26 protein-coding genes and 1 tRNA gene are annotated in these 24,405 nt (G+C 66.1%); 14 read left to right on the forward strand and 13 right to left on the reverse strand.

What is annotated here, in order from left to right; translation table 11 throughout:
* Positions 1–44: 44 nt before the first annotated feature.
* From FG486_RS06540 to FG486_RS06560, 5 genes are all read right to left on the reverse strand, one after another.
* Positions 45–812, reverse strand: coding sequence for a hypothetical protein (locus tag FG486_RS06540; RefSeq protein ID WP_181266983.1), 768 nt, complete (start codon positions 810–812; stop codon positions 45–47).
* 146 nt (positions 813–958) lie between these two features.
* A complete protein-coding gene (locus FG486_RS06545) occupies positions 959–1,816 on the reverse strand; it encodes a glucose 1-dehydrogenase (RefSeq protein ID WP_181266984.1) in 858 nt (285 codons plus the stop codon).
* 39 nt (positions 1,817–1,855) lie between these two features.
* On the reverse strand, positions 1,856–2,644 hold the full coding sequence (locus FG486_RS06550; RefSeq protein ID WP_181266985.1) for a ZIP family metal transporter: 789 nt from the start codon (positions 2,642–2,644) through the stop codon (positions 1,856–1,858).
* 50 nt (positions 2,645–2,694) lie between these two features.
* Complete coding sequence (locus tag FG486_RS06555) at positions 2,695–3,564, reverse strand: manganese catalase family protein (RefSeq protein WP_181266986.1); 870 nt, start codon at positions 3,562–3,564, stop codon at positions 2,695–2,697.
* Positions 3,565–3,621: 57 nt separating this feature from the next.
* Positions 3,622–3,810, reverse strand: coding sequence for a hypothetical protein (locus FG486_RS06560; RefSeq protein ID WP_066282101.1), 189 nt, complete (start codon positions 3,808–3,810; stop codon positions 3,622–3,624).
* A gap of 235 nt (positions 3,811–4,045) precedes the next feature.
* On the opposite strand from FG486_RS06560, the gene glf reads away from it, so the two are divergent.
* Together glf and FG486_RS06570 are read left to right on the forward strand one after the other, a co-directional pair.
* The gene (gene glf / locus FG486_RS06565; protein WP_241695643.1) at positions 4,046–6,385 is read left to right on the forward strand and encodes a UDP-galactopyranose mutase; all 2,340 of its coding nucleotides are present in this window, start codon (positions 4,046–4,048) and stop codon (positions 6,383–6,385) included.
* Positions 6,382–7,809 (forward strand): glycoside hydrolase 5 family protein, encoded by a 1,428-nt coding sequence (locus FG486_RS06570; protein WP_181266987.1) that lies wholly within the window; start codon positions 6,382–6,384, stop codon positions 7,807–7,809. The genes glf and FG486_RS06570 overlap by 4 nt, the downstream gene beginning before the upstream one ends.
* On the opposite strand, the gene FG486_RS06575 is transcribed toward FG486_RS06570, so the two are convergent.
* The 3 genes from FG486_RS06575 to FG486_RS06585 are packed head-to-tail and all read right to left on the reverse strand — an operon-like array spanning position 7,806 to position 9,487.
* Positions 7,806–8,351 carry a CinA family protein gene (locus FG486_RS06575; RefSeq protein ID WP_181266988.1) on the reverse strand — a complete coding sequence of 182 codons (546 nt, stop codon included), beginning with the start codon at positions 8,349–8,351 and terminating at the stop codon, positions 7,806–7,808. The genes FG486_RS06570 and FG486_RS06575 overlap by 4 nt on opposite strands.
* A 15-nt stretch (positions 8,352–8,366) precedes the next feature.
* Positions 8,367–8,870: a hemerythrin domain-containing protein gene (locus FG486_RS06580; protein WP_181266989.1), complete on the reverse strand. Its 504-nt coding sequence runs from the start codon at positions 8,868–8,870 to the stop codon at positions 8,367–8,369.
* A gap of 23 nt (positions 8,871–8,893) precedes the next feature.
* Entirely contained in the window at positions 8,894–9,487 is a 594-nt protein-coding gene (locus FG486_RS06585; RefSeq protein WP_181266990.1) for a hemerythrin domain-containing protein, read from the reverse strand.
* Between the two features lie 155 nt (positions 9,488–9,642).
* Between FG486_RS06585 and FG486_RS06590 the strand changes: the two genes are divergently transcribed.
* From FG486_RS06590 to FG486_RS06610, 5 genes are all read left to right on the forward strand, one after another.
* Positions 9,643–9,891 (forward strand): hypothetical protein, encoded by a 249-nt coding sequence (locus FG486_RS06590; RefSeq protein ID WP_181266991.1) that lies wholly within the window; start codon positions 9,643–9,645, stop codon positions 9,889–9,891.
* A 21-nt stretch (positions 9,892–9,912) separates the two neighbouring features.
* Positions 9,913–10,896 (forward strand): DNA topoisomerase IB, encoded by a 984-nt coding sequence (locus FG486_RS06595; RefSeq protein ID WP_181266992.1) that lies wholly within the window; start codon positions 9,913–9,915, stop codon positions 10,894–10,896.
* A 74-nt stretch (positions 10,897–10,970) separates the two neighbouring features.
* Complete coding sequence (gene otsB, locus FG486_RS06600) at positions 10,971–11,726, forward strand: trehalose-phosphatase (protein ID WP_181266993.1); 756 nt, start codon at positions 10,971–10,973, stop codon at positions 11,724–11,726.
* 8 nt (positions 11,727–11,734) lie between these two features.
* Positions 11,735–13,516 (forward strand): glycoside hydrolase family 15 protein, encoded by a 1,782-nt coding sequence (locus FG486_RS06605; protein WP_181266994.1) that lies wholly within the window; start codon positions 11,735–11,737, stop codon positions 13,514–13,516.
* Entirely contained in the window at positions 13,513–14,931 is a 1,419-nt protein-coding gene (locus FG486_RS06610; protein WP_181266995.1) for an alpha,alpha-trehalose-phosphate synthase (UDP-forming), read from the forward strand. Before FG486_RS06605 ends, FG486_RS06610 begins: the two co-directional genes overlap by 4 nt.
* Before the next feature lie 94 nt (positions 14,932–15,025).
* Here FG486_RS06610 and FG486_RS06615 read toward each other — a convergent pair whose 3' ends face one another.
* Together FG486_RS06615 and FG486_RS06620 are read right to left on the reverse strand one after the other, a co-directional pair.
* On the reverse strand, positions 15,026–15,736 hold the full coding sequence (locus FG486_RS06615) for a DUF4142 domain-containing protein (RefSeq protein WP_181266996.1): 711 nt from the start codon (positions 15,734–15,736) through the stop codon (positions 15,026–15,028).
* A 105-nt stretch (positions 15,737–15,841) separates the two neighbouring features.
* A complete protein-coding gene (locus FG486_RS06620) occupies positions 15,842–16,261 on the reverse strand; it encodes a response regulator (RefSeq protein WP_181266997.1) in 420 nt (139 codons plus the stop codon).
* A 109-nt stretch (positions 16,262–16,370) separates the two neighbouring features.
* Between FG486_RS06620 and FG486_RS06625 the strand changes: the two genes are divergently transcribed.
* From FG486_RS06625 to FG486_RS06645, 5 genes are all read left to right on the forward strand, one after another.
* Positions 16,371–17,129 (forward strand): Crp/Fnr family transcriptional regulator, encoded by a 759-nt coding sequence (locus FG486_RS06625; RefSeq protein WP_181266998.1) that lies wholly within the window; start codon positions 16,371–16,373, stop codon positions 17,127–17,129.
* Entirely contained in the window at positions 17,119–18,117 is a 999-nt protein-coding gene (locus tag FG486_RS06630; protein ID WP_181266999.1) for a sensor histidine kinase, read from the forward strand. Before FG486_RS06625 ends, FG486_RS06630 begins: the two co-directional genes overlap by 11 nt.
* Before the next feature lie 159 nt (positions 18,118–18,276).
* Positions 18,277–18,891 (forward strand): SRPBCC family protein, encoded by a 615-nt coding sequence (locus FG486_RS06635; protein ID WP_181267000.1) that lies wholly within the window; start codon positions 18,277–18,279, stop codon positions 18,889–18,891.
* A gap of 44 nt (positions 18,892–18,935) precedes the next feature.
* A complete protein-coding gene (locus FG486_RS06640) occupies positions 18,936–20,105 on the forward strand; it encodes a zinc-dependent alcohol dehydrogenase (RefSeq protein WP_181267001.1) in 1,170 nt (389 codons plus the stop codon).
* Positions 20,106–20,128: 23 nt separating this feature from the next.
* Positions 20,129–20,308, forward strand: coding sequence for a PLDc N-terminal domain-containing protein (locus FG486_RS06645; RefSeq protein WP_181267002.1), 180 nt, complete (start codon positions 20,129–20,131; stop codon positions 20,306–20,308).
* A gap of 12 nt (positions 20,309–20,320) precedes the next feature.
* On the opposite strand, the gene FG486_RS06650 is transcribed toward FG486_RS06645, so the two are convergent.
* From FG486_RS06650 to FG486_RS06660, 3 genes are all read right to left on the reverse strand, one after another.
* Positions 20,321–20,827: a DNA-deoxyinosine glycosylase gene (locus FG486_RS06650; RefSeq protein WP_181267003.1), complete on the reverse strand. Its 507-nt coding sequence runs from the start codon at positions 20,825–20,827 to the stop codon at positions 20,321–20,323.
* Positions 20,824–21,960, reverse strand: a complete 1,137-nt coding sequence (locus tag FG486_RS06655; RefSeq protein WP_181267004.1) for a WD40/YVTN/BNR-like repeat-containing protein — start codon at positions 21,958–21,960, stop codon at positions 20,824–20,826. Before FG486_RS06655 ends, FG486_RS06650 begins: the two co-directional genes overlap by 4 nt.
* A 137-nt stretch (positions 21,961–22,097) precedes the next feature.
* Positions 22,098–22,171 (reverse strand) — tRNA-Gln (locus tag FG486_RS06660).
* Positions 22,172–22,346: 175 nt separating this feature from the next.
* On the opposite strand from FG486_RS06660, the gene FG486_RS06665 reads away from it, so the two are divergent.
* Positions 22,347–23,576, forward strand: coding sequence for a Ppx/GppA phosphatase family protein (locus FG486_RS06665; RefSeq protein WP_231750048.1), 1,230 nt, complete (start codon positions 22,347–22,349; stop codon positions 23,574–23,576).
* The gene (locus FG486_RS06670; RefSeq protein ID WP_082750984.1) at positions 23,573–24,364 is read left to right on the forward strand and encodes an RlmE family RNA methyltransferase; all 792 of its coding nucleotides are present in this window, start codon (positions 23,573–23,575) and stop codon (positions 24,362–24,364) included. The genes FG486_RS06665 and FG486_RS06670 overlap by 4 nt, the downstream gene beginning before the upstream one ends.
* Positions 24,365–24,405 lie beyond the last annotated feature (41 nt).

Genomic DNA, 24,405 nt, shown 5'->3' on the forward strand with positions numbered 1-24,405 from the left:
AAATGCCCCCCAAGTGTCTGAATTACCGCCAGAATTAACCCATGTTAAGTCTTGGGCTTCTCGGTCTTGCCCAGGCCGGAGGGCGAGTTGGACGCGCTGGCACCATCGCGCTCGTCATCCTGCCGGTTCTTCGAGCGCCATTCGCTGAACTCCTGGTCGAACTGGCTCTGGCGCTGCTGGTTGAAGCGGTCATAGTCGCTGTCGAGCTGCTCGATCTGCTTCTGGCGCCAGCTCGAATAATGCGGATCGTGCTGATGCCGGTGTCCCGAGCTGTCGCCCTGCTGGCCCCAACCTTGCAGTCCGCCGCCCTGCTGGTCATAGCCGCTGGGCTGGCCATAGCCCTGATTCGACTGACCATAGCCCTGGCCCGACTGGCCATAGCCCGACGAACGGTTCTGCTGGCCCTGGCCTGCGCCGCCCCAGCCGCCACCCTGGGCGAAGCCGCCGACCTGGGCATAGTCCTGACCCGACTGGCCGAAGCCGCTGCCGCCGCCCTGGCCCGAGCCCCCACCGCCATATTGCGCGGGATCGGCGAAATGGCCGCCATGCTGCCAGTTGCTGCCCCCCTGCTGGTGCGACTGGCCCGACGAGCCGGACTGGCCCCAGCCGCCGCCCTGGTTGTTGCCGCCCTGCTGGCCGCGCTGGTAATCACCCTGGCCGCGCTGGCCCCAGTTATCGGCTTGCTGCTGCGGCTGGCCCTGCCCGGCATAGCCGGATTGATGGCTCGCCGAGCGCGCATAGTCGTTTTCCTGTCGGCGCTGGCCTTGCTGATTGCTGTCACTGTCGTTCCAGTTCTGATTGTTATCAGCCACTTGAGACTTCCTTTCCTGCATTGCGGTTGCGCTTCTCGGGGAAGCAGAAGCGCTCCGGACCGCTGCGGCCATTGTCAGGACGCAGGATGGCAGCGGCCCTTGCACAGGTTAGGAACGGCGCGGCTCGTCGCACCGCTCGCCGCAAATCAGCTGCCGACGATCACCCCTCCATTGGGGTGCAGCACCTGCCCGCTCATGTAACTCGAATCCTCGCAGGCGAGGAACAGGAAGCACGGCGCGACCTCGTTCGGCTGGCCGGGGCGTCCCATCGGGGTCGATTCGCCGAAATGCTCGAGCTTCTCCTCGCTCGCGCCGCCGCAGGGGTTGAGGGGAGTCCAGATCGGTCCCGGCGCGACGCCGTTCACGCGGATGCCCTTTTCGACCAGATTCTGCGACAGGCTGCGCGTGAACGCGGTGATCGCACCCTTGGTCGCCGAATAGTCGAGCAGCTCGTCCGCGCCCTTGTACATCGTCACCGAGGTGCAGTTGATGATTGTCGCGCCGGATTTGAGATGCGGCATCGCGGCCTGGACCATGTAGAACATGCCATAGACATTGGTCTGGAAGGTGCGCTTGAGCTGCTTGTCCGAAATGTCGGTAATCTCCTTGTCGGGATGCTGCTCGCCGGCATTGTTCACCAGAATGTCGATCTGGCCGAACTTGCGGATGGCAAGGTCGATGACCTCGCGGCAATGGTCGCGCTCGCCGATATCGCCCGCGATGATCACCGCCTTGCCGCCTTCTTCCTCGACCATCTCGGCCGTGGCCTCGGCATCGGTGTCCTCCTCGAGATAGCTGATCACGACATTCGCGCCCTCGCGCGCGAACAGCACCGCAACGGCACGGCCGATCCCCGAATCGCCGCCAGTGACGACCGCGACCTTGCCCTCAAGCCGGCCCGATCCGGGATAGCGCGGCTGCCATTCGGGCTTGGGGTCGAGCTCGGCCTCGAGGCCGGGCAGTTCGGCTTCCTGCATCTTCGATACGGTCTTGGTCTTGGTCATGGGGAAGATCCTTTGATGAGGGGAGGGTGCGTGCCCGGCTCAACCCAGGGTCACGTCGAGAAACATCATGATCGCCAAACCCGCCATCAGCGCAGGGGTTGCCGATCCGTGCTCGATCCGGCGGCTGGTTCCGGGGATGATGTCAGCCATCACGACGAACAGCATCGCGCCAGCGGAAAAGCCCAGCGCCCAGGGAAGCGCCGCTGTCGAGGTCTGGACGATGGCGACGCCGATCGCCCCGCCGAACGGTTCGATGAGCCCGGTCATGAGCGCCGCGAGAATGCAGCGCGCGCGGCTCCATCCCAAGGTCGAGAGCGCGGCCGCCACCGCCATCCCTTCCGGAATGTTCTGGATGCCGATGCCAAGCGCGGTCGCCCAGCCCAGGCTGGCATCGCCCGACATGAAGCTGACGCCGACCGCAGTGCCTTCGGGGATGTTGTGCAATGTCACCGCGAGGATGAACAGCAGGATGCGCCGATGTTCGGCATCGTCGGCAAGCCAGCCGGGCAGCTTCGCCAGCCGGGCGCGCGCGATCCGATCGATGCCGCGACCGAGCTGCGCCATCGCCAGCGCACCGAGCAGCACCGCGCCGATCACGATCACCGCCGCCATCTCGCGCGACGATCCGGTGGCCTCGGCCCGCGCGATGCCGGGGATGATCAGCGAAAAGAACGCGGCCGCGATCATCACCCCGGCGGCAAAACCCATCAGCAGGTTCTGCCGCCGGGCATCGGGCGCGCGCCCGAGCATGACCACCACCCCGCCCAGCCCGGTCAGCGCGCCTGCGACCAGGCTGGCGGCGATCCCTGTCCATGCGATTTCAGGCATGAACAGGGGGCCTTGCGGGGTGGCCTGTGGCCGTCATCGCGTCTGTGCGATCACTTGCCCATGCCGAGCTCGGCCCCGGTCACCGGATCGATTCCGGGGTCGGACGCCGTCCGCTCGGCCAGTGCCTTCACGCTGCCCAGCTGATCCTTCGGAAGCTTGACCTCGGCAGTGCCGTCGCCGCCATCGACCGGACCATGCGCCTCGACATCGTCGATCCGCTCCCACTTGTCGCCGCTGTTCCACGGTCCATCGGCATCGCCAGGGCCGGTCGAGGCGTTGATGTAGAGCGAATCATACTCGCTCATCCCGGCGAGCTTGCCCGGCGGAAAATTGTCCTCGATCGAATAGAGCGCCTTTTCGAACGATTTCTGGTGGGCGATCTCGCGCGTCATCAGAAAGCCCAGCGCGTCCTTGATGCCCGGATCGTCGGTGACGTTGATCAGCCGCTCATAGACGATCTTGGCGCGCGATTCAGCGGCGATGTTGCTGCGCAGGTCGCAGGTCGGGTCGCCGCGCGAATCGACATAGGCCGCGGTCCATGGCACGCCCGACGAGTTGGTGAGCGCGGGGCCGCCGCCATAGAGGATCGCCTGGGTGTGGCTGTTGCCGCCCGCGGTGAGCGAGCGGTACAGGTCTGCCTCTTCCATCGCGGCTTCGGCCAGATCGCCCTTCGCCCCCTTGTTGAGCATCGCGACGATCGATCCGATCACCTCGAGATGACTCAGCTCCTCGGTGGCGATGTCGAGCAGCATGTCCTTGCGGCCGGGGTCCTCCTCGGCCAGGCCCTGCGTGAAATAGCGCATCGCGGCGGCAAGCTCGCCATCGGGGCCGCCGAACTGTTCGAGCAGCAGCGAACCGAGCACCGGGTTGGGCTCGGACACGCGGACGGTATATTGCAGGCGTTTGTTATGGGTGAACATGCTGGGGTTCCTTGGGAAAAGGGCACGCCCCGGAGCGCGACGATCCGGGGCTTGCGATCAGGTGGCGGTGGTCGTGGGATGCGCCGTCGTCACGGTGGCGGCATTGCCGACACGCTCGTCGCGGCGCAGCGTGCGCGGGATGGTGTTGTGCTTCGGCGCAGGCAGCGCGAGCGTGATCAGCGCACCGATCAGCGGCACGCCCATGATCCACAAGGGCAGCAGCGGAAAGCCGAGAAAATAGGTCATGGCGGGGTCTCCATCATCGCCGGGGCGGGGTGTCCCGGCAGGATGGCGCAAGGCTGGGCCTCGATCGGTCCGCGCCCAATAACATGGGTCAGCTTCCCCCAAATTGGCCGGAAGCGCGGGGCCTCACCTATGTAAGATTGCCGGGAGCCACGCTCGGCTAGGTGCCGGATCAGTCCGCTAGCGACACGCCCGTCCGTTCCAGGACCGGCGGCCACCTTCGATCCGGAGATACCCGATGCACCGCCCGTTCCAGCACAGCCAGACCCCTGCCCTTTCGGCGCGCCCGGTGATCGTCTGTTTTTCGCACCTTCGCTGGGACCTGGTGTTCCAGCGGCCGCAGCACATCATGACCCGTCTCGCCGGCCAGTTCGACGTGACCTATTGGGAGGAGCCGCGCTTCGATGCGGCCTGCGACGCCCCGCGTCTCGACCGCAGCAGCGTCGAGGGCGGCGTGACGCGGCTGGTTCCGGTGTTGCCCGAAGGGCTGGACGGCACCGCCATTGATCGGGCGCTCGGCGCGTTGCTCGAGGCCGAGGTCGCAGGGCACCGGGGGCCTCTGGTCTTCTGGTACTATACCCCGATGATGCTGGCGTTCAGCGCCGGCCTGCAGCCCGATTTCACCGTCTATGACTGCATGGACGAGCTCGCCAATTTCGCCTTCGCGCCCGCCGATATCGCCCAGCGCGAGGCGAGCCTGATGGCGCGTGCCGACCTGGTGCTGTGCGGCGGACGCAGCCTCTACGAGGCGCGGCGCACCCGCCATCCCAACGTGCACTGCTATCCATCGGGCGTCGACATCGCGCATTTCGCGCGCGATGCGAGGACCACGGCAGAGCCCGGGGATCAGGCGCATCTGCCGCGCCCGCGCCTCGGCTTTTATGGCGTGATCGACGAGCGCATGGACCTCGCGCTGCTCGCCGAGCTCGCGGCGCTGCGCCCCGACTGGGCGTTCGTGATGATCGGCCCGGTGGTCAAGATCAGCCCCGACGATCTGCCCCGCGCGGCCAATATCCATTGGCTGGGCGGGCGCGATTATGCGCGGCTGCCCGATTATGCCGTGCACTGGGACATCGCGCTGATGCCGTTCGCGCTCAACGCCTCAACGCGCTTTATCAGCCCGACCAAGACCCCCGAATATATGGCGAGCGGGCTTCCGGTGGTCTCGACCTCGATTGCCGATGTCGTCGCCACTTACGGAACGCTAGGCAGCATCCGCATTGCCGAGGACGCGCGCGGGTTCGTGTCGGCCTGCGAGGCTTTGCTCGGCGCCGATTCGCGCACCCGCGCCGCGTGGAAGGCCGAGGCGCAAACGTGCCTTGCCGACAAGAGCTGGGACGGCACCGTCGCCCGCATCGCGCGCCAGCTGCAGGACGGTCTCTTCGCGCGGCAGGTCGCGCGGATTTCGAGCGCACGGCCGGCGAACCGCGCGCGTCATTACGACGTGCTCGTCGTCGGCGCGGGCTTCGCCGGTGCGGTCATGGCCGAGCGGATTGCTTCGGGATCGGGCAAGTCGGTGCTGGTCATCGACAAGCGGCCGCATATCGCGGGCAATGCCTATGACCATCACGACGATGCGGGCATCCTGGTCCACAAATACGGGCCGCATATCTTCCACACCAACAGCCGCGACATTCTCGACTATCTGTCGCGCTTCACCGGCTGGCGGCCCTATGAGCATCGCGTGCTCGCCTATGTCGACGGCCAGCTGGTGCCGATGCCGATCAACCGGACCACGCTCAATGCGCTCTACGGCATGAACCTCGAGACCGAGGAGGAGGCCGCCGCGTATCTGCAATCGGTCGCGATCGATGTCGGCGAGGTGCGCAATTCGCGCGATACCGTGGTGTCGCAGGTGGGACAGGACCTCTATGCCAAGTTCTTCGAAGGCTATACCCGCAAGCAATGGGGCGTCGATCCGCGCGAGCTCGACAAGTCCGTCGCGGCGCGCGTGCCGGCACGGACGAATACCGATGACCGATATTTTACCGATGCGCATCAGTGCATGCCCGACAAGGGCTATACCAGGATGTTTCGCAAGATGCTGAACCACCCGCAGATCGACGTGCTGACCGGCCAGGGCTATGACGATCTGCCCGAGACGATCAGCTGGGAACATCTGGTCTGGACCGGACCGATCGACGAATATTTCCACCATCGCCTCGGGCATCTGCCCTATCGTTCGCTGCGCTTCGAGCACGAGACGCTGCCCCAGGAACAGGTGCAGCCGGTCGCGACGGTCAACTATCCGGATTATGATGTGCCCCATACCCGCATCACCGAGTTCAAGCATCTGACCGGGCAGCAGGCCGAGGTGACCAGCATCATGCGCGAATATCCCGCGGACGAGGGCGATCCCTATTATCCTGTCCCCAACCCGGCGGCGCAGGACATGTACCGGCGCTATGCTGCGCTGGCGCGCGATTGCCCGGAGGTGACCTTTGTCGGGCGGCTCGCCACCTATCGCTATTACAATATGGACCAGATCGTCGGCCAGGCGCTGGCGACCTGGCGCAGGCTCGATGCGCGCTGGCGGCTCGAATCGCTCTCGGCCCTGGGCGTGGTGGCCGCCGAATGAAGCCTATCGCCGAGCTCGAACCGGCCGCGATCCGCCGCGTTTCCGCCCCGCACCCCGAACGGGACTGGGTGCGGTGCGCTGCCAACGCGCCCTATTTCCAGACCGAATCGGGCGCGGCCTGGGCACCGGTCGGGCATAACGAGGCTATCACCTGGCCGCATCTCGCGCCGCTCTATCGCCGGCAGGATGTCGCATCGGTCGACCGGCATTTCGCCGCGCTGAAAGCGAGCGGGGTCAATTGCCTGCGCCTGATGCTCGATTACAACCAGGTCCGCTACCGCCATCTGGAAAGCCGCTGCGGCCATTTCAGCCCGGCGATGGTGCGGCTGTGGGACGATCTGATCCAGCTCGGCGAGCGGCACGACATCCGCTTCCTGCTCACCCCGTTCGACACCTTCTTCATGGCGCGGCGCTGGAAGACGCACCCTTATGCGCAGGCGACCGGCGGCCCGTGCAAGTCGCCGCGCCACATGTTCACCTGCGAAGCCACGCGCGCAGCGATCATCAACCGGCTGCTGTTCGCCACCCGCCGCTGGGGGCACAGCGAGGCGGTGTTCGGCTGGGACCTGTGGAACGAGATCGACAGCTTCTATGCCGGCGGCGACATGGCGGCGGTGCACGATTTTGTCGGCGAGGTTTCGGCAGCGCTGAGGGCCGAGGAGCTGCGCGTGCATGGCCGCAGCCATCCGCAGACGGTGTCGGTCTATCTCCCCAACCTGCTGCTCCGCCCCGATCTGGGCGAAGTGATCTTCCGCCACCCCTCGCTCGATTTCGCCAGCGTGCACCTGTACGAAAAGGGCACGATCGACCATCCGCGCGGTACGCTCGCGCCGGCCGAGGCGACCGCGCGGCTGATGACGGCGGCGGTCGAGCAATGCCCGGTCGATCGCCCGCTGCTCGATACCGAGCACGGCCCGATCCATGCCTTCAAGGACCGGCACATCACGCTGCCGGACGATTTCGACACCGAGCTGTTCCGCCGCATGCAATGGGCGCATCTGGCGAGCGGCGGCGCAGGCGGCGGCATGCGCTGGCCCTATCGCCACCCGCATGTGCTGCTGCCCGCGATGCACGAGGCGCAGGGCGTGCTTGCGCGCTTCCTGCCGCTGATCGACTGGTCGGACTTCCGCCGCCAGCCGCTCGGCGAACGGTTGCGCGCACCGGGCTTCGATGGCCTTGCGACCGGCTGCGGAGACGCCCATCAGGCGATCGTGGTGCTGATGGCCAATCGCGCGCAATGCGGCCATGCATCGACGCTCGACATTCAGGGCCTGGAGCCCGGCGTGTACAGCGTCACCCAGATGAACACCCTGACCGGCGAGCTGGAAGCCGCGCAGCTGCAGACGATGCAGGATGGCACATTGACAGTTCTCGCAGGCGGCACCGGGCAGGATGTCGCGCTGGCAATCACGCGCGCCAGCTAGGAAAGGCTGCGGTCCTTAGCTGTGCGCAGCCCTATCGCGAGCGCGGCGAGCGTGACCATGTTGCGGATGTCGCGCCGCGGCCGCTCGCCGTAATCGACGCGATACACCCAGGACTGGTCGGGCACCGCGACGCCGATATAGGCAACGCCCGCGCCCTCGCTTTCGTCAGGGTCGGACGCTCCCGCAAAGCCGGTAATGCCGAGCGAAAGCTGCGCGTCGGCAAGGCAGATGCTGTTCTCGGCGAGCGCGCGCGCCACCGGCTCGCTCACCGCGCCCTGCTCGTCGATCAGACCGGGGTCGATGCCCAGCATGTCGTGCTTGGCCGCAACCGAATAGCAGACATAGCCCCGATCGAGGCAATGGCTCAGCCCCTCGACATCGGTGAGCAGCGACGACAGGAAGCCGCCGGTGCAGCTTTCCGCCGTCGCCAGCTTCCATTCCATCCGGTCGAGCATCGCGAGCAGCGCCCGCGCGGCCGCGGTCAGCTGCGCGGAATCGGGCACCACACGTTCGTCGCGCTCCTGTTCGGGCGCTTCGCTCATGCCCGGCCCGTGCGTTCAGCTCGCCAGCGCGACCAGTTCGGGCCGGGGCAGACCTTCGGCCTTGGCCTGGGCGAGCAGTCGCTGCTTCAGCTCGGCCATCTGCCCGCCCAATGCGACCAGGTCGATCTCCGCCTTGCGCACCTGCGCAAAGATGCTGCCGCGCTGGCGCTCCTCCTCATAGACGTGATGCTCGACCTGCTCCTTCAGCACGCTGACCTTGGCGTCATAATAGGCGTCCGAGGGCGTGCCCTGTTGCAGCGAGAGGATCAGCATCTTGGCGCTGTCATGCTCGACCTGCGCCTCGTCCATCATGTCGTCGTCGACCGCCTCGCGGATCGCAGGATAGAAGACCTGTTCCTCGATCATCGCGTGGATGGTCAGCTCCTGGCAGATCTGCTGCACGATCTTCTGCTGCGCCGCCTCGCCGCGCGCATTGTCGTATTTCTCGAACAAGGCTTCCACCGTGCGGTGATCGTCGGCGAGCATCTGCAACGCGTCGCGGCTTTCCTTCTGGGCCATGTCTCTCTCCTTTGTCGAACGGGTCAGGCGAGGATCAGCCCGGCCATGTTCATCTCGCGGCTGAGCTTCTTGTTCTCCTCGTCGCTCAGGCGCTCGCGCAGCGCGGGGAACAGCTCCTGCTCTTCCTGGCGCATATGTTCCTCGAGCGCGCTGCGCAGGCGGCCGAGCGTTTCATTGAACGCCGGATCGCCCTTTTCCATATGGCCGAGCTCGTAGAGCATCACCTTGACCTCGCCATGGTCGCTGTTGAGCGCCTTGGCCGCATCACCCTCGCCGCCCTGGGCCAGCACGGGATAGATCACATTCTCTTCCTGCATCGCGTGCTTGGTGATCATGTGCTTGAGATTCATCAGCAGCATCGAGCGGCGATCGGTCTGCTCGGGCGAGAGCTGCTCGAGCTTGTCGATCGCGGCCAGCGTCGCCTTGTGCTCCTTGATCAGGCCTTCGCACCAGTCCTGCGCCATGGCAGTCGGGGCCTGGACCGCCATCTTGCGGCCGATATTGGCGATCGCCGCCACGCCTGCGGTGAGCAGCAAGCCCTTGACCGAGCTGCTCAGGATCGAGCTTCCGCCCTGTCCATTGGGGGTGCGTCCATTGTGCGTTCGTGAATGGGCCATGGCTATTCCTCTCGATGGGGGCCGCCGATTCGGGGAGGGGGCGGCTTCGGACCCTGTGTCGCGCAGCTGCGAACAACCCACACCGGCCTATGTTAGCGCACCGCGCAATTGCCGCGCCTAGTCCTTGCAGCCTCATTTTCGAGGAGGACGGAGCCATGACCGACAAGAAGCGTATCCCCGACGACATGGAAGCGCGGACCGGCAAGGGCGGTGCGGGGGAATCGGGTGGCGGCGCCTATCCCAACCCGCATACCGGCAAGGAGCTGCGCGGCGAAAAACGGGGTTTCATCGAAGGTGGACAGAGCGAGAACCGCTATTACGGGCCGAAAGATGCGCAAGGCAATGCCGCCAAGAATGCCGGGCGCGACGATCTGGCAGGCGACAAGGACCATGAGGGCATGTGATCTGCCCGGCGCGCCTGCCCGATGAGCAAGGAAGGCGCGCTGGTCTTCACGACCGACGACATGCCCGGCATCACCCGCAAGCGGCGCGGCAAGGGCTTCAGCTATCATGACAACAAGGGCAGGCTGATCCGCGACAAGGCGGTGCGTAAGCGCATCGACAGCCTCGCCATCCCGCCGGCCTATGAGCAGGTGTGGATCTGTCCCGACCCGAACGGCCATCTGCAGGCGACCGGGCGCGATGCGCGCGGGCGCAAGCAGTATCGCTATCACCCCGCCTATCGCGAGCGGCAAGATGCCGCCAAGTTCGCGCGGCTTGCCAGTTTCGGCGCGAAGCTTCCCGCGATCCGCGAGCAGGTTGAAAAGGATATCTCGAAGCGCGGTACGTCGCGAACCTGCGTGATGGCGACGATCATCCATCTGCTCGACTGCACCGCGATCCGCATCGGCAATGCGCTGTACGCCAAGCAGAACCGCTCCTATGGCCTGACGACGCTGCACTGCCGCCATGTCGCGCTCGAGGCCTCGCAGATCCGATTCCGCTTCAACGGCAAGAGCGGGCGCAAATGGGACGTGTCCTTGCGCCACCGACGCGTCGCCAAGGTGCTGCGCGGCCTGCAGGAGCTGCCCGGACAGCAGCTCTTCCGGTACAGGGATGGTGACGAGCTGCGCAGCGTCACCTCGGACGATATCAACGCCTATCTGCGCGAGATCGGCGGCGAGGATTTCTCGGCCAAGGATTTCCGCACCTGGTGCGGCACCGTCACCGCCTGTTCGGCATTGTGCGAGCTGCGCCAGCAGGAACAGCCGCCGGCGACCGAGAAGGCGATTCGCGAGGCGGTGGCGCGCGCCGCCGATGCGCTGGGCAACACGCCGACGATCTGCCGTCAGTCCTATATCCACCCGCAGCTGCTCGAAGCCTATCGCGACGATGACCCGATGTTCCGCCGCACCGACCCTGACGAGGCCGAACCGGCGGTGCTCAAGCTGCTGAAAAAGCGCCGTTGAGGGGAACCTGCACGGCGTTGGCGCGTGTCCCTTGCACACCTTCATGGATGGACCCGAAAAGGAGCCGCAGCCGCGTGCCTGACAGCCTTGTGCATTTGATCGTCCCCGCCGAGACCCATCAGGAGGCAAGGCCATTGGCGCTGCTGCTCGATTTTGACGGGACGCTGGTCGAGATCGGCGACACGCCCGAAGCTGTCGCGATCAGCCCGGCGATGGCCGACACGCTGGCCGAGGCGTCGCGCACCCTGTCCGGCCGCATCGCGGTGGTCAGCGGCCGCTCGCTCGAACAGCTGCACCACTTGCTGCCTCCCGCACTGGCAGGCGGCGTGATCGCGGCCAGCCATGGCCAGGAGCTGAGCGTCGATGGCGCGGTCCAGGCCCCTCGCCGCACACGGCTGTTCGTCGATCTCGCCTTCGAGGCGGCACTGCATTTCGAGGACTTTCCAGGGATCGTCATCGAGGAGAAGAGCTTCGGGCTGGGTGTGCACTACCGATTGATGCCGCAGTTGCGCGACCGGGCGGAACAATGGGCGATGGCCCAGGCCGCGTCGCACGGGCTGATCGTGCAGCAGGGCGACATGGTGTTCGAACTGCGACCCGGCGGATCGGACAAGGGCGATGCGGTGCGCGCCATCATGGCGCTGGATCGCTTTGCCGGGAGCGTGCCGGTGTTCATCGGCGATGATCTGACCGACATTCCTGCGTTCGAGGCGACGCGCGCGCTGGGCGGCCAGGCGATCAGCGTCGGCTCGCGCACGGCCGATCACAGCGACGAGCGTCTCGACAGCGTCGAGGGCGTGCGTCGGCGTATCGCGGCGCTGATCGCGTGAGTGCGGCGATGAAGGACGCCATGAACCTCTGGCCCATCGGCAATTGCGAGATCGCCGCTCTGGTCGATCCCAATGCGCGCATCGCGTGGGGATGCCTTCCGCGTTTCGATGGCGACCCGGTGTTCTGCTCGCTGCTCGAGCCGAAGCAGGACCATGGCTATTGGGACATCGTGCTCGAGAATTGCGCGCATACCGAGCAGCGCTATATCCGCAACACCCCCGTGCTGCTGACGCGCATGTCGTGTAACGCGGGCAATGTCATCGAGGTCATCGATTTCATGCCGCGCTTCCCGCGTCATGGCCGCATGTTCCGCCCGGTGGCGATCGCGCGCATCGTCCGCGTGATCAGCGGGTCCCCCCGCATCTCGGTCCGGCTGCGCCCCGCTTATGCCTGGGGCGAGGGTTCGCCCCGGCTCACATCGGGCTCCAATCACATACGCTATATCCTGGGCGAGCAGGTCCAGCGATTGACCTCGAACGCCCCTTTGGGGTGGATCCGGGACGAGCGCATGTTCAGGGCAGAACGCGACCTCTATTTCTATTTCGGCCCCGACGAGGGGTTCGACGCGCAGCTAGAGGCGCGGATGGAAGCGATGTTGGACGAGACCGTCTCGACCTGGCAGCACTGGGTGCGCGGGCTCAACCTGCCGCTCGAATGGCAGGAGGCGGTGATCCGGTCTGCGATCACGCTGAAGCTGTGCCAGTACGAGCAGACCGGCGCGATCGTAGCGGCGCTGACCACGTCGCTGCCCGAGCATGCCGATTCGGGTCGCAACTGGGACTATCGCTTCTGCTGGATCCGCGATGCCTATTTCACCGTGCAGGCGCTCAATCGCCTGGGCGCGCTCGACGTGCTCGAATCGTACCTGCACTATCTGCGCAACATCGTCGATGCGGCGCGCGGCGGGCATATCCAGCCGCTCTACGGCATCGGCGGCGAGGCAACGCTGACTGAGCATGTCATGCCCGGCCTTGCCGGTTTTGCCGGCATGGGGCCGGTGCGGTCGGGCAACCAGGCCTATGAGCAGATCCAGCACGACGCCTATGGCCAGATCGTGCTGTCGAGCGTGCAGGCGTTTTTCGACCAGCGGCTGCTGCGCCAGGCGACGGTGCAGGATTTCGAGGCGCTCGAAGTCGTCGGCCACCGCGCCTTTGCGATGTTCAACGAACCCGATGCTGGCCTATGGGAGCTGCGCACCCGCGCGCATGTGCATACCTATTCCGCCGCGATGTGCTGGGCGGCGTGCGATCGGCTCGCCAATGCGGCGGGCGCGATCGGACGGCCCAAGGCGGCGATGTTCTGGGGCGAACGCGCCGAGCATATCCGCCAGCATATCGACGCCCATGCCTGGAGCCATGCGGGCAACCATTATTCGGCGGTGCTCGGCGAACGCACGCTCGATGCCAGCCTGTTGCAGCTGCTCGACCTCAAGTTCATCCGCGCCGACGATCCGCGCTTCATCGCGACGCTCGATGCGATCGAGGGCGGTCTGCGCCGGGGGAGCCATATGCTGCGCTATGCCGATGAGGACGATTTCGGGCCGCCGCAATCGGCGTTCAACGTATGCACCTTCTGGTTGATCGAGGCGCTGCACGCCACCGGCCGGTATGGCGATGCGCGCGCGCTGTTCGAGGAAATGCTGAGCCGGCGCACCCCTGCCGGGCTGCTGTCCGAAGATATCGACCCCAGCACAGGCGCGCTGTGGGGCAATTACCCGCAAACCTATTCGCTGGTGGGGCTGATCCAGTGCGCAGGCCTGCTCTCCCGGCCCTGGAGTGACGCACGATGAACCGTCTGATCTGCATATCCAACCGCGTCCAGGCCGCCAATGGCGGCGCGAGCAGCAACCGCGGCGGGCTGGCGGTCGCGCTGTCCGCCGCGCTGCGCGAAAGCAACGGCATCTGGTTCGGCTGGTCGGGCGAGCAGACCGACCATTTCACCGGCCAGATCAGCTTCCGTCGCCAGGACGGGGTCGCCACCGCGACGATCGACCTGGAGGCGCAGGATATCGAGGAATATTATAACGGCTTTGCCAACCGCACTTTGTGGCCGCTCTTCCACTACCGGCTCGATCTGACCGAGATCGCGCGCGACTTTGCCGGGGGCTACGCCCGCGTCAATCAGCGCTTTGCCGAGACGGTGGCGCCGCTGATCGAGCCCGACGACATGATCTGGGTGCACGATTATCACTTGATGCCGCTCGGCCAGCGCTTACGCGAGCGCGGCTTTGCCAACCGGCTCGGCTTCTTCTTGCACACCCCCTGGCCGCCCGCCAGCCTGATGATGTCGCTGCCCGGCCATCGCGAGCTGGTGAAGAGCCTGCTCAGCTATGACGTGATCGGCTTTCACACCGACGAATGGCGCGCCTCGTTCATCGACTATATCGTCACGCATCTCGGCGCCGAGCTCGACGGCGATCATGCGCTGCTCGACGGGCGATCGACCCGGCTGCTGATCTGCCCGATCGGGCTCGATACCGCCGAATTTACCTCGGCGCTGGGCACGCCCGCCGCGCGCGATGCCGAACAGCGGCTGATCACCAGCGCGGTCGGACGGCAGGTGATCGTCGGCGTCGACCGGCTCGATTATTCCAAGGGGCTGCAGGAGCGCTTCCTGGCCTATGAGCAGCTGCTCGCCACCCGGCCCGAATTGCGCGAGAAGCTGTTCCTGCTGCAGATCGCGCCGCCCTCGCGCGGCGACGTGCCGAGCTATCAGCAGATCCGCGCAGAGCTCAACGCGCTGTCGGGCGGGATCAACGGCGAGTTCGCCTCGATCGACTGGGTGCCGGTGCGCTATGTCAACAAGGGCTATGCGCGCGAGGAGCTGTTCGGGATCTACCGCGCCTCGCGCGTCGGGCTGGTCACGCCCTTGCGCGACGGGATGAACCTGGTCGCCAAGGAATATGTCGCGGCGCAGGACCCCGAGGACCCCGGCGTGCTCGTGCTTTCGCGCTTTGCCGGAGCCTCGGTGCAGCTCGATGCCGCGCTGATCATCAACCCGCACAGCAGCGAGGACATGGCCGATGCCATCGCGCGCGCGCTCACCATGCCGCTCGAGGAACGCCGCGAGCGGCATGCCGCGATGCTCGCTTCGGTGGTCAAGCAGGACGTGCGCTGGTGGAGCGCGCGCTTCATCGCCGCGCTGCAACCGCCCCAGCCGAGCGAGGACCGGCCCCGGCTGGCGATCGCCGGCGGCAAGGGCTGAACACCGACGCCCATCCCTGCCTCAAAAAAAATGGCGACCCGAAGACCGCCAGTGAGGTGGAGAGAAGGAGCAGATCCGCTCTGCCAATCCGCCGTTACTGATCGGTGGTGGAACCGGTCGCGCGCGGGGCGCGGTTGGCGCTCGACGATTCGTTCGCCGTACCCATGCTGCCGTCCTGCATCGTGCCGCTGCGATTGCCCGTGCCCACCCCTGCGGTCGTGCCATTTGCACCCTGGCCATTCTGTTCCAGCCAGTCGTGATGTTTCTGGATGACCGGGATGACCTGCGTCGCAAAGCCCTTGAGCTCGGTATTGTCGCCGCTCTGGGCATAGCCCTGATGCAGCGCCAGCGCCTTGCGGTGCGCTGCCATCTGCTGGGTCATGTATTCGCGGTCGAACGCTTCGCCCTTGGCCGACTTCAGCCGATCGATCATCGCCTGATGCTCGGCATCGAGCCGCGCCGGGGGCTGGGTGCCCAGATTGGCGCGCGTCACCATCGCCTTCATGTCCTGCGAGGACTTGGTGTGGTCGGTGACCATCATCCGGCCGAAATCCTTGACCTGCTGCGACTGGCCGTTCTTTGCTGCCAGCTCGCCCGCCTGGATTTCGTACATGTCCGAATTCGCCGCCTGCGCGACATAGGCTCCGGTCGAAACCGGCGCGGCCGCCATGGCCGGGTCATCGGCGGCGTTGGTCGCCATGTCGCCCTGCTGCATGTCGGCGGCATCGCCATCCGCCGTATCCGACCGTGCCCCATCGGGTGCATTGCAGGCCGCCACCAGCAGCGCCGCCGTCAAGATTGCCATATTCCGCATAACCCCATCCTTTCGAAGATTGGTGCGGCAGGGATAGGCAGGCTCGAGCGAAGGTGAACTTACATAGGAGGGTCCGCACAGCGCCCTGACGGGCTTTCAGCGCAGCGGTCCGCCGCGCGGGCCCTGCATCAGCCGCGCGATCATCTGCACCATCTCGGCAAAGCCCTGATGCGACAACGGCTTTTCGAAGCGGGTGACCTCGCGAAAGCAATCGGCAATCGGGTCTTCGCCATAGCCGGTACAGAAGAGAAAGGGGATGCCCGCCGCATAGAGATGCCGGGCCAGCGGGAAGACCAGCGTTCCGCGCAATTTGACGTCGAGCACCGCAATGTCGATGCGCTGGCCAGCGACATCGACCAGATCGCGCGCGCCCTCCAGCGTCGCCGCCGGTCCGACGATCTCGGCCCCTTGCGCGGCCAGGCGCCGGGAGAAGTCATCCGCTATCAGGAAATCGTCTTCCACCACGAGCACGCGGCAACCGCACAGCAGGGCTTGGTCGGCAGGCGGAGATGTCATTGAACTCTCTAGGTTATCGGACCGGAACAGGTGCGAGAAACGCTCATGCAACATACTCGCCAACGGTGCGTAGGTTCCCCCGAACGATGTCATGGGAGGCTAGGAAAAGTTGACGCCGCACGTCACCCTGAAGCTGCGTGGCTTCGGCGATCTGAACGACGCCTCGCAGACCTGGCTGGCCGACCAGGTGCAGCGGAATGTGCGCAGCCTGCCGCCCCGTGTCGATTTGCTGTGCCAGGGCGGAGGCACCGGCCCCTTGCACGTACTGATCGAAGGCTGGGCGATCCGCTACAAGACGCTCGAAGACGGTCGCCGCCAGATTCTGTCGGTGCTGATCCCCGGCGACATGTTCGATATCAACGGCCACCTCGCCAAGTCCATGGACCACAGCATCGCCACGCTGACCCCGGCGCGGGTGGCACTGCTCGCAGACGATTTTCTCGATACCGCCCGCAAGCTTCATCCCGATCTCGAAAAGCTCCTCTGGTGCGACATGCACGTGTCGTCGGCGATCCAGCGCGAACGGTCGACCTCGCTCGGACAGCGCACCGCGCGCGAACGCATGGCTCATATCCTGTGTGAGTTATTCATGCGGCAAAGGTCCGTACGATTGGCGGAAGGAGGAAGCTGTGCCTTCCATCTGACACAGACGGAACTGGCCGAGGCGCTGGGCATGACCCCGGTCTATGTCAACCGCACCCTGCAGGATCTGCGCCGCGACGGCCTGATCCAGCTCGAACAGAAGTGCCTGACGATACTCGATTTGACGCGTCTCGAAGCAACCGCGCTGTTCGATGGCGATTATCTCAAGATCTGCGATGCCGATGGCGGGGCAGGTGCGCACAAGGAGAATGCCCATGCCTTCTAGCTGGTCCGGCCCGGTCCAGACGCTCAACCATTTCATCGCCACGCTGCCGCTGCTCGTCTGGCGCGCGGACCGCGATGGCGCATGGTTGTGGGCAAGCCCGCAATGGGAGGCGTTCACTGGCCAGAGCGAGGCCGATTATGTAGGCGATGGCTGGCTCCGCGTCGTCCATCCCGACGATCGCGAAGCGGCGCAGACCGCGTGGAGCCTGGCCTCCGACCGGCAGAGCTTCGAGGTCGAATTCCGCATCCGCAACGCGGAGGAGGATCGCTATTACTGGCACAAGACCCGCGCCGGTCCGGTCCATGGCGATGACGGAACGATCATCGAATGGCTGGGCACATCGACCGATATCGACGACCTCAAGCGACTGCGCGACCAGGAGCGGTCGCTGCTGGGGGAGTTGCAGCATCGCGTCCGCAACACGCTGGGCGTGGTGCGGGCGCTGTCGCGGCGCACGGCAGACCATTGCGATACCATTGAGGAATTCGTCGCCAAGTTCGACGGGCGCATCAACACCTTCGCGCGCACCCAGTCGCTGTCCACCCGATCGGCGAGCGGACAGGTCAATCTGGCCGATCTGGTCCATGACGAGCTGCTGAGCCACCACCTGAGCGACGAGGATCAGGTCCGCGCCGAAGGGCCGGACATCATGCTGGGGGTGAAGGCCGCGAACATGCTGGGCCTGGCCATCCACGAGCTGGCGAGCCATGCGGTGACCTTTGGCGATCCGGGCGATCCGCCGCCCCGGCTCCGGGTGCGCTGGGGCATCGACGACAGCGCCGCCAAACCGTTGCTCACCCTGGTGTGGAAGGAGGAGGGCCGCAATCTGGCCGATCCCGACCAGGCGCTGGGTGCGCTCGCCCGCGACTTTGTCGAACGCGCGCTGCATTACGAGATGGACGCGGAGACCGCGATCCAGACCTTGCCCGGCGGGCTGGTGTTCGATGTGCGGCTGCCGCTCGCGCGCGCGCAGGATCGCGACAGCTGACCGAGGAATGTGCGGATTTTATCGGCACTTACCAACCCATGTGATGATCGCGGGCGGCCTCGGCGCCTACTCCTGACCCCGACACGGTGCCTTTACCCACCCCCCGACGAGCCTTGAGGGGCACCGTGTCACCATTGCTCGCAACCAGGGACACAGGCCATGACCATCGCCAACTGGGCCCGATACGGGCTCGCCGCCACGCTTGCCACTGCGGCAGGCGGGGTCCTGATCTATCGCCGCAAGCCGGGCATCAACCATGATGCCGCCCCCGCGCGCAGCGCCCGGCATCGCCGACGCTTCGGCGATTATCGCGTCACCGGCGCCACTGTCACCATCCGCGCCACCCCCGAGCAGATCCGCGCCTGCTGGCAAGGCAACGCGCAGCTCTGGTCGGCGCTCGAATATCTGCCCTTTCCCGAAGGCAACCAGCCCGACCTGCTGCTGCCGCCGTCCGAGCTGCGCGACATGGCCTCGCGCCCGCTGCTCACCCGGATCGTCGCCGAGCGCGAGGACGAGCTGATCGCCTGGCGCTCCGAGGGCGAAGGCCATGCCGACATGCACGGCCGCCTGCGCTTTCGCGACAACGGGTCGAAGGGCACGGCGGTCGAGGTGATCATGGCGGTGCGTCCGCAGCATTTCGCCAGCGCGTGGAAGACCGAGGCGATGATGGCCGAAGCGCTCAAGCTCGGCCTGCTGCGCGACCTGCGCCGGATGAAGATGCTGATCGAGACGGGCGAGATCGCCACCGCCCGGATGCGCCCCGACGCGGCCTGAGCCGCGGCGTATCGCCGACCCAGCAAGACAGAGGAATCCAAGCCATGCGAGCTGCCACCTTCCAGGGCAAGGGCGATATCGACGTCCGCCAGATGCCCGATCCCGCCATCGTCAACCCGCGCGACTGCATCATCGAGGTCACCTCCACCGCGATCTGCGGGTCGGACTTGCACCTGTATGACGGCGTCATTCCCGGCGTCGCAAAGGACGACATTCTGGGCCATGAGTTCATGGGCCGCGTCGTCGCGACCGGCAAGGAAAGCACGCTCGAAGTCGGCCAGCGCGTCGTCGTGCCCTTCACCATCTTCTGCGGCCAGTGCTTCCATTGTTCGGAGCAGCGCTACAGCAACTGTGACAACAGCTGCCCGGTCGAGGACCAGGAGGTTGCCGAAAAGGCCTTTGGCCACCCGATGGCGGGCATGTTCGGCTATTCGCACCTGACCGGCGGCTTTGCCGGGGGCCAGGCCGAATATGTCCGCATCCCCTATTCGGACGTCGTGCCGCTGGTGGTCCCCGAGGACATTCCCGACGAGCGGCTGCTGTTCCTCTCGGACATCCTGCCCACCGGCTGGATGGCCGCGCTCAATGCCGAGATCGCGCCGGGGGACACCATCGCGGTCTGGGGCTGCGGCCCGGTGGGGCTGTTCGCGATCCTCAGCGCCTTCCAGCAAAAGGCCGGGCGCGTCATCGCGATCGACGGGGTCAAGGGCCGGCTCGACATGGCCGAGCAGCTGGGCGCCGAGCCGGTCAATTTCCACGAAACCGACATTCTCGATGCGCTCAAGCAGATGACCGGCGGCGTCGGCCCCGATGCGGTGATCGACGCGGTCGGCATGGAAGCGCACGGGTTTGCGATCGACAATATCGCCGACCGGATCAAGCAGACCGTCGGCATCGGTCAGGACCGTGCGCATGTGCTGCGCCAGGCGATCATGGCCTGCCGCAAGGGCGGGCGCGTCTCGGTTCCCGGCGTCTATGGCGGCAAGGCCGATCTGTTTCCGCTGGGCGCGCTGATGCAGAAGGGGCTGCAGCTGCGCACCGGCCAGACGCATGTCCGGCGTTTTACGGCGGAACTGCTCGACCTCATCGAGCGTGATGTCATCGATCCCAGTTTCCTGATCAGCCACCGCCTGCCGCTCGACGAGGCAGCGACCGGTTATCGCAATTTCCGGGACCATCAGGACGAATGGATCAAGGTGGTCATGCACCCCTGATCCCCACGCAAGGAACCCAAGCCATGGAATACAGCATTTTCGGCATCGTCATCCTGATCCTGGATGTGATTGCGCTGTTCAGCGTCTGGGCCAGCGGTGCCACCACCGCGACCAAATTGCTCTGGACGCTGCTCATCGTCATCCTTCCGGTGATCGGCCTGATCGCCTGGTTCTTCCTCGGCCCCAAGCGCGGGCGGGTCTGACCCGGAGCACGCCTAGCGGGGCGGCAGAATGAACGCTCCCAGCGCACGCCAGGCTTCGGCCTTGGCGGCGAGGGGCAGCGTATAGGCCGGGCTGCTCGACGGCAACGCCAGGATCGGCAGATCCAGCCCGGCAAGCGCGCGCATCGCGCCCTTCGCCGCCAGCGCACCGTTGCAGCCGATCGCGCGCAGATGCGGCAGGCTCTCGACCAGCGGGCGGAGCGGATTGGCCACGGCATCCCGGATATCGCCATCCAGGCTCGATCCGCGCCGCGCCGAGCCAATCACATCCCAAAGCCCGACCCCGCGCGCGCCGAGCCGCGCGAGCCGCTCCGGATAATCGAGCGCAACCAGCGATTCGCCGATCACCCCTTCCATCAGCGTCCAGAAATGGTTGCGCGGATGCCCGTAATAGCGCGACGCCGCCAGCGAGGCGCGCCCGGGCAGGCTACCCAGCACCAGCAATGTGCAAACATCCGGGATAACCGGCGGCAGGCCGATCAGCCGCTCGGGCCCGGTCATGTCAGGTCGAGCCGGCTGACCTGCTGTCCGATGGCGAACACGCGCTTTCCGCCGCCATGCTCGACGATGCGGATCTTGTTGACCGCCGGGCCCATCGCATCGACGCGCGTCCAGCTCTGCCCACCGTCGCGCGTCTCGAAGCCGCAGGCGCGCGTCCCCACCCAGCCATGCTCGGCATCGGCAAAGCCGATACCGAAGGTGCGGGTGCCGGGCACCTGGGTCAGCGCGATCTCCTGCCAGCTCGCACCGCCATCGGTCGTCTTGATGACCAGCCGCACCGGATTGCTCTCGTCATAGGACTGGACGGTGGCATAGCCGACCAGCGGCGTCGGGAAGCTCATCTTCCAGATGTTCTCGAAAGCGCGCGTGCCGCGATAGGCGGTCTGCCAGCTATTGCCGCCGTCGCGGGTGCGCAGGATCAGCGCCTGGCCCTTCTCCACTTCCGCCGATGTGCTCGCGGCGATCAGCCCATGCTGCGCATCGTGGAAATGCACGTCGAGGATCATCCCCGCCTGCGCGCTCAGATCGATCGTCCGCCAGCTTTCGCCGCCATCTTCGGAGCGCAGCACGAAGGCGGGACCTCCGACGCGCCCTGCGGCGTGGATCACCGGGACGTTGCGCGTCTCCCCCTGGAAGATGCGGCGCTGCGGCAGGATATGGATGGCACAGATGCCGCCATTGGCCGGAAAGCCGCTGACGGGCACCGGCGTCCAGCTGATGCCTCCGTCGCGCGTGCGATAGAGCGGGTTCTGATCGGTGACGCCGGGATAATAGCCGGTGCCGACATTGCCGAGAAACCCGTTTTCGGCATCGACAAAGCCGAGCGCGCGGATGAACGTGCCCGGCCGGTCCCAGAGCTTCTCCCAGCTCTCGCCGCCATCGCGCGTTGCAAAGAGCTTGCCCGCGCCGTTGCCGTACCACGCCAGCTCGCCCCCGGGCAGCGCCGAGAGATCATCCTGCTTGCCCTTGTACACCTCGGTCGCGAGCGTCTTCCAGCCCGATGCTGCCGACTCGGCGCTGAGGCGCGCGGGCAAGGCCAGCAGGGCGGCAAGCCCCAGCGCGGAGCGACGGGTGCACGAGGTCATGCTGGGCTGCGCGGCGAGCGGAGCAAACTGATCGGGAAAACGGGTCATGCGCGATCCTCCAGGCTAGGGGCAAAGCCCGAAGGTGTTGGGCCGCCCGCGGCCGCGCCACGATTATTCGACAGACGGCATTGCCCGACACGGAGTCAGTTACAACGGAGCGATCCGAGTGCGGCGATGGTGGAGAATGGATGCCCCCCAAGGATTCGAACCTTGATTAACGGAGTCAGAGTCCGTGGTCTTACCATTAGACGAAGGGGCAATAGGCGGTCGCAATTAGGCGCGTCGGCGAACGCGGTCAAGACCCAAATCGCGACGAATTTGTGCCAAGCTTGCGCATTCGTCGCATATTGGCTAGCCTTTGCCCCAAGTACCGGCGAAGCGTGGACATATCGGCCGCGCGGGCATGCCCGGATGAGAAAAAGAGCGATTTTGGCATGGTGGAGCGACCCACATCCATGCCGCAGGCCGAATCCCCCGCAATCACGCCGCCTGATGGTGGCAAGGTTGCCAAGGAACTGGCCAATCCCGCCAGAAATGGCCGGAATGCGGCACGACAGCGAGGCAGATCCAAGACTGCCGTCCAGCAGGGCCAGCGCGGCCCGGGGCCCGCACCGACGCGAATCACCGAATCAAGGCCGGCAAGGAATGGGCAGGGCGATCGTGGCGGCTGGAACGCCCGGCGCGCCTATGCCGCGATCGACCTGGGCACCAACAACTGCCGGTTGCTGATCGCCAAACCGGCGGCCGACGGGTTCGTTGTCGTCGATGCGTTTTCGCGCGTCGTGCGGCTGGGCGAGGGCTTGGGCCAGAGCGGACGGCTGAGCGACGCGGCAATGGACCGCGCGGTCGCCGCATTGTCGATCTGCGCCGACAAGCTGCGCCGCCGTCATGTCGCGCTGGCGCGGTCGGTGGCGACCGAGGCGTGCCGCAAGGCGAGCAACGGCCCAGCGTTCATTGAGCGCGTGCGGCGCGAGACCGGGATCGTGCTCGACATCATCACCGCCGAGGAAGAGGCGCGGCTCGCGGTCCTCGGCTGTCATATCCTGCTCGAACCTGGCGACGGCCCGGCACTGATCTTCGATATCGGCGGCGGATCGACCGAGCTGGTGCTGGTCGACAGCTCGGGCCCGGTGCCCGACATTCTCGACTGGATGAGCGTGCCCTGGGGCGTGGTGACGCTGACCGAGAGCGAGCGCTTCGATCATGACGATCCCGAATCGCGCGCGGCCGCCTATGCGCGCATGCGAGCGCGGGTGATGGACGGCTTTGCCCCCTTTGCCCGCCGGTTGCCGGAGCTGCCCGATGCAGAGCGGCGGCTGCTCGGCACCAGCGGCACGGTGACGACGCTCGCCAGTCTGCATCTCGACCTGCCCTGCTACAATCGCGACGCGATCGACGGGCTGATCGTGCCGTCCGAATCGATGCGCGCCATCAGCGCGCGGCTGGCAGGCATGAGCCTGAACCAGCGGCGCGAACTGCCCTGCATCGGCAAGGAGCGCGCCGATCTGGTGGTGGCGGGCTGCGCCATTCTCGAATCGATCCTCGACATCTGGCCCGCCATGCGGCTGGGCGTCGCCGATCGCGGCATTCGCGAGGGCATCTTGCGCGCATTGATGGGCAAGGATGCGCCGCAGCCGCGCTCCGCGCACGAGCAACGCGCATGAGCGGCGACGGCAAGCAGGGTAGCGGTTCCGGAGGCTCTGGCGGCAAAGGCGGATCGGGCGGGGGCAGGATCCCCGGCGACAGCCGGCGCAAGGCGACCGGAAAATATGGCGATGGCCTCAAGCAGCGGGTCAAGACCGCGCGCGGGCGCACCGCCTCGTCCAACCGCTGGCTCGAGCGCCAGCTCAACGATCCCTATGTCCGCAAGGCCAAGGCCGAAGGCTATCGCAGCCGCGCGGTGTACAAGCTGGTCGAGCTCGACGAGAAATTCGCCATCGTGCGCAAGGCGCGGCATGTGGTCGATCTCGGCATCGCGCCGGGCGGCTGGTCGCAGCTGGTGCGCCGGGTCAATCCCAAGGCGGCGGTGGTCGGCATCGATCTGCTGCCGGTCGACCCGATCGAGGGTGTCACCATCTTCCAGATGGACTTCATGGCCGATGAGGCGCCGGACAAGCTCATCGATGCGCTCGGCGGCAGGCCCGATCTGGTGCTGTCCGACATGGCGGCGAACACCGTCGGCCACAAGCAGACCGATCATCTGCGCACCATGGGGCTGGTCGAGGCGGCGGCGCATTTCGCGGTCGATCAGCTGGTCGAGGGTGGGACCTTCGTCGCCAAGGTGCTGGCCGGCGGCACCGACAACGATCTGCTCACCCTGCTCAAGCAGCATTTCAAGACCGTGAAGCACGCCAAGCCGCCTGCCAGCCGCAAGGGCAGCAACGAATGGTATGTCGTGGCGCAAGGTCGCAAACCGCGAGCAGCGTCTGCGGGCGGCGACGAACTGGCCTGAAACTGGGGGTGATTCGCCTTGCCCCGCGGGGCGGAATGGCG

The organism is Blastomonas ursincola, from assembly GCF_013607875.1.
In the GTDB taxonomy this organism is placed as follows: domain Bacteria; phylum Pseudomonadota; class Alphaproteobacteria; order Sphingomonadales; family Sphingomonadaceae; genus Blastomonas; species Blastomonas ursincola.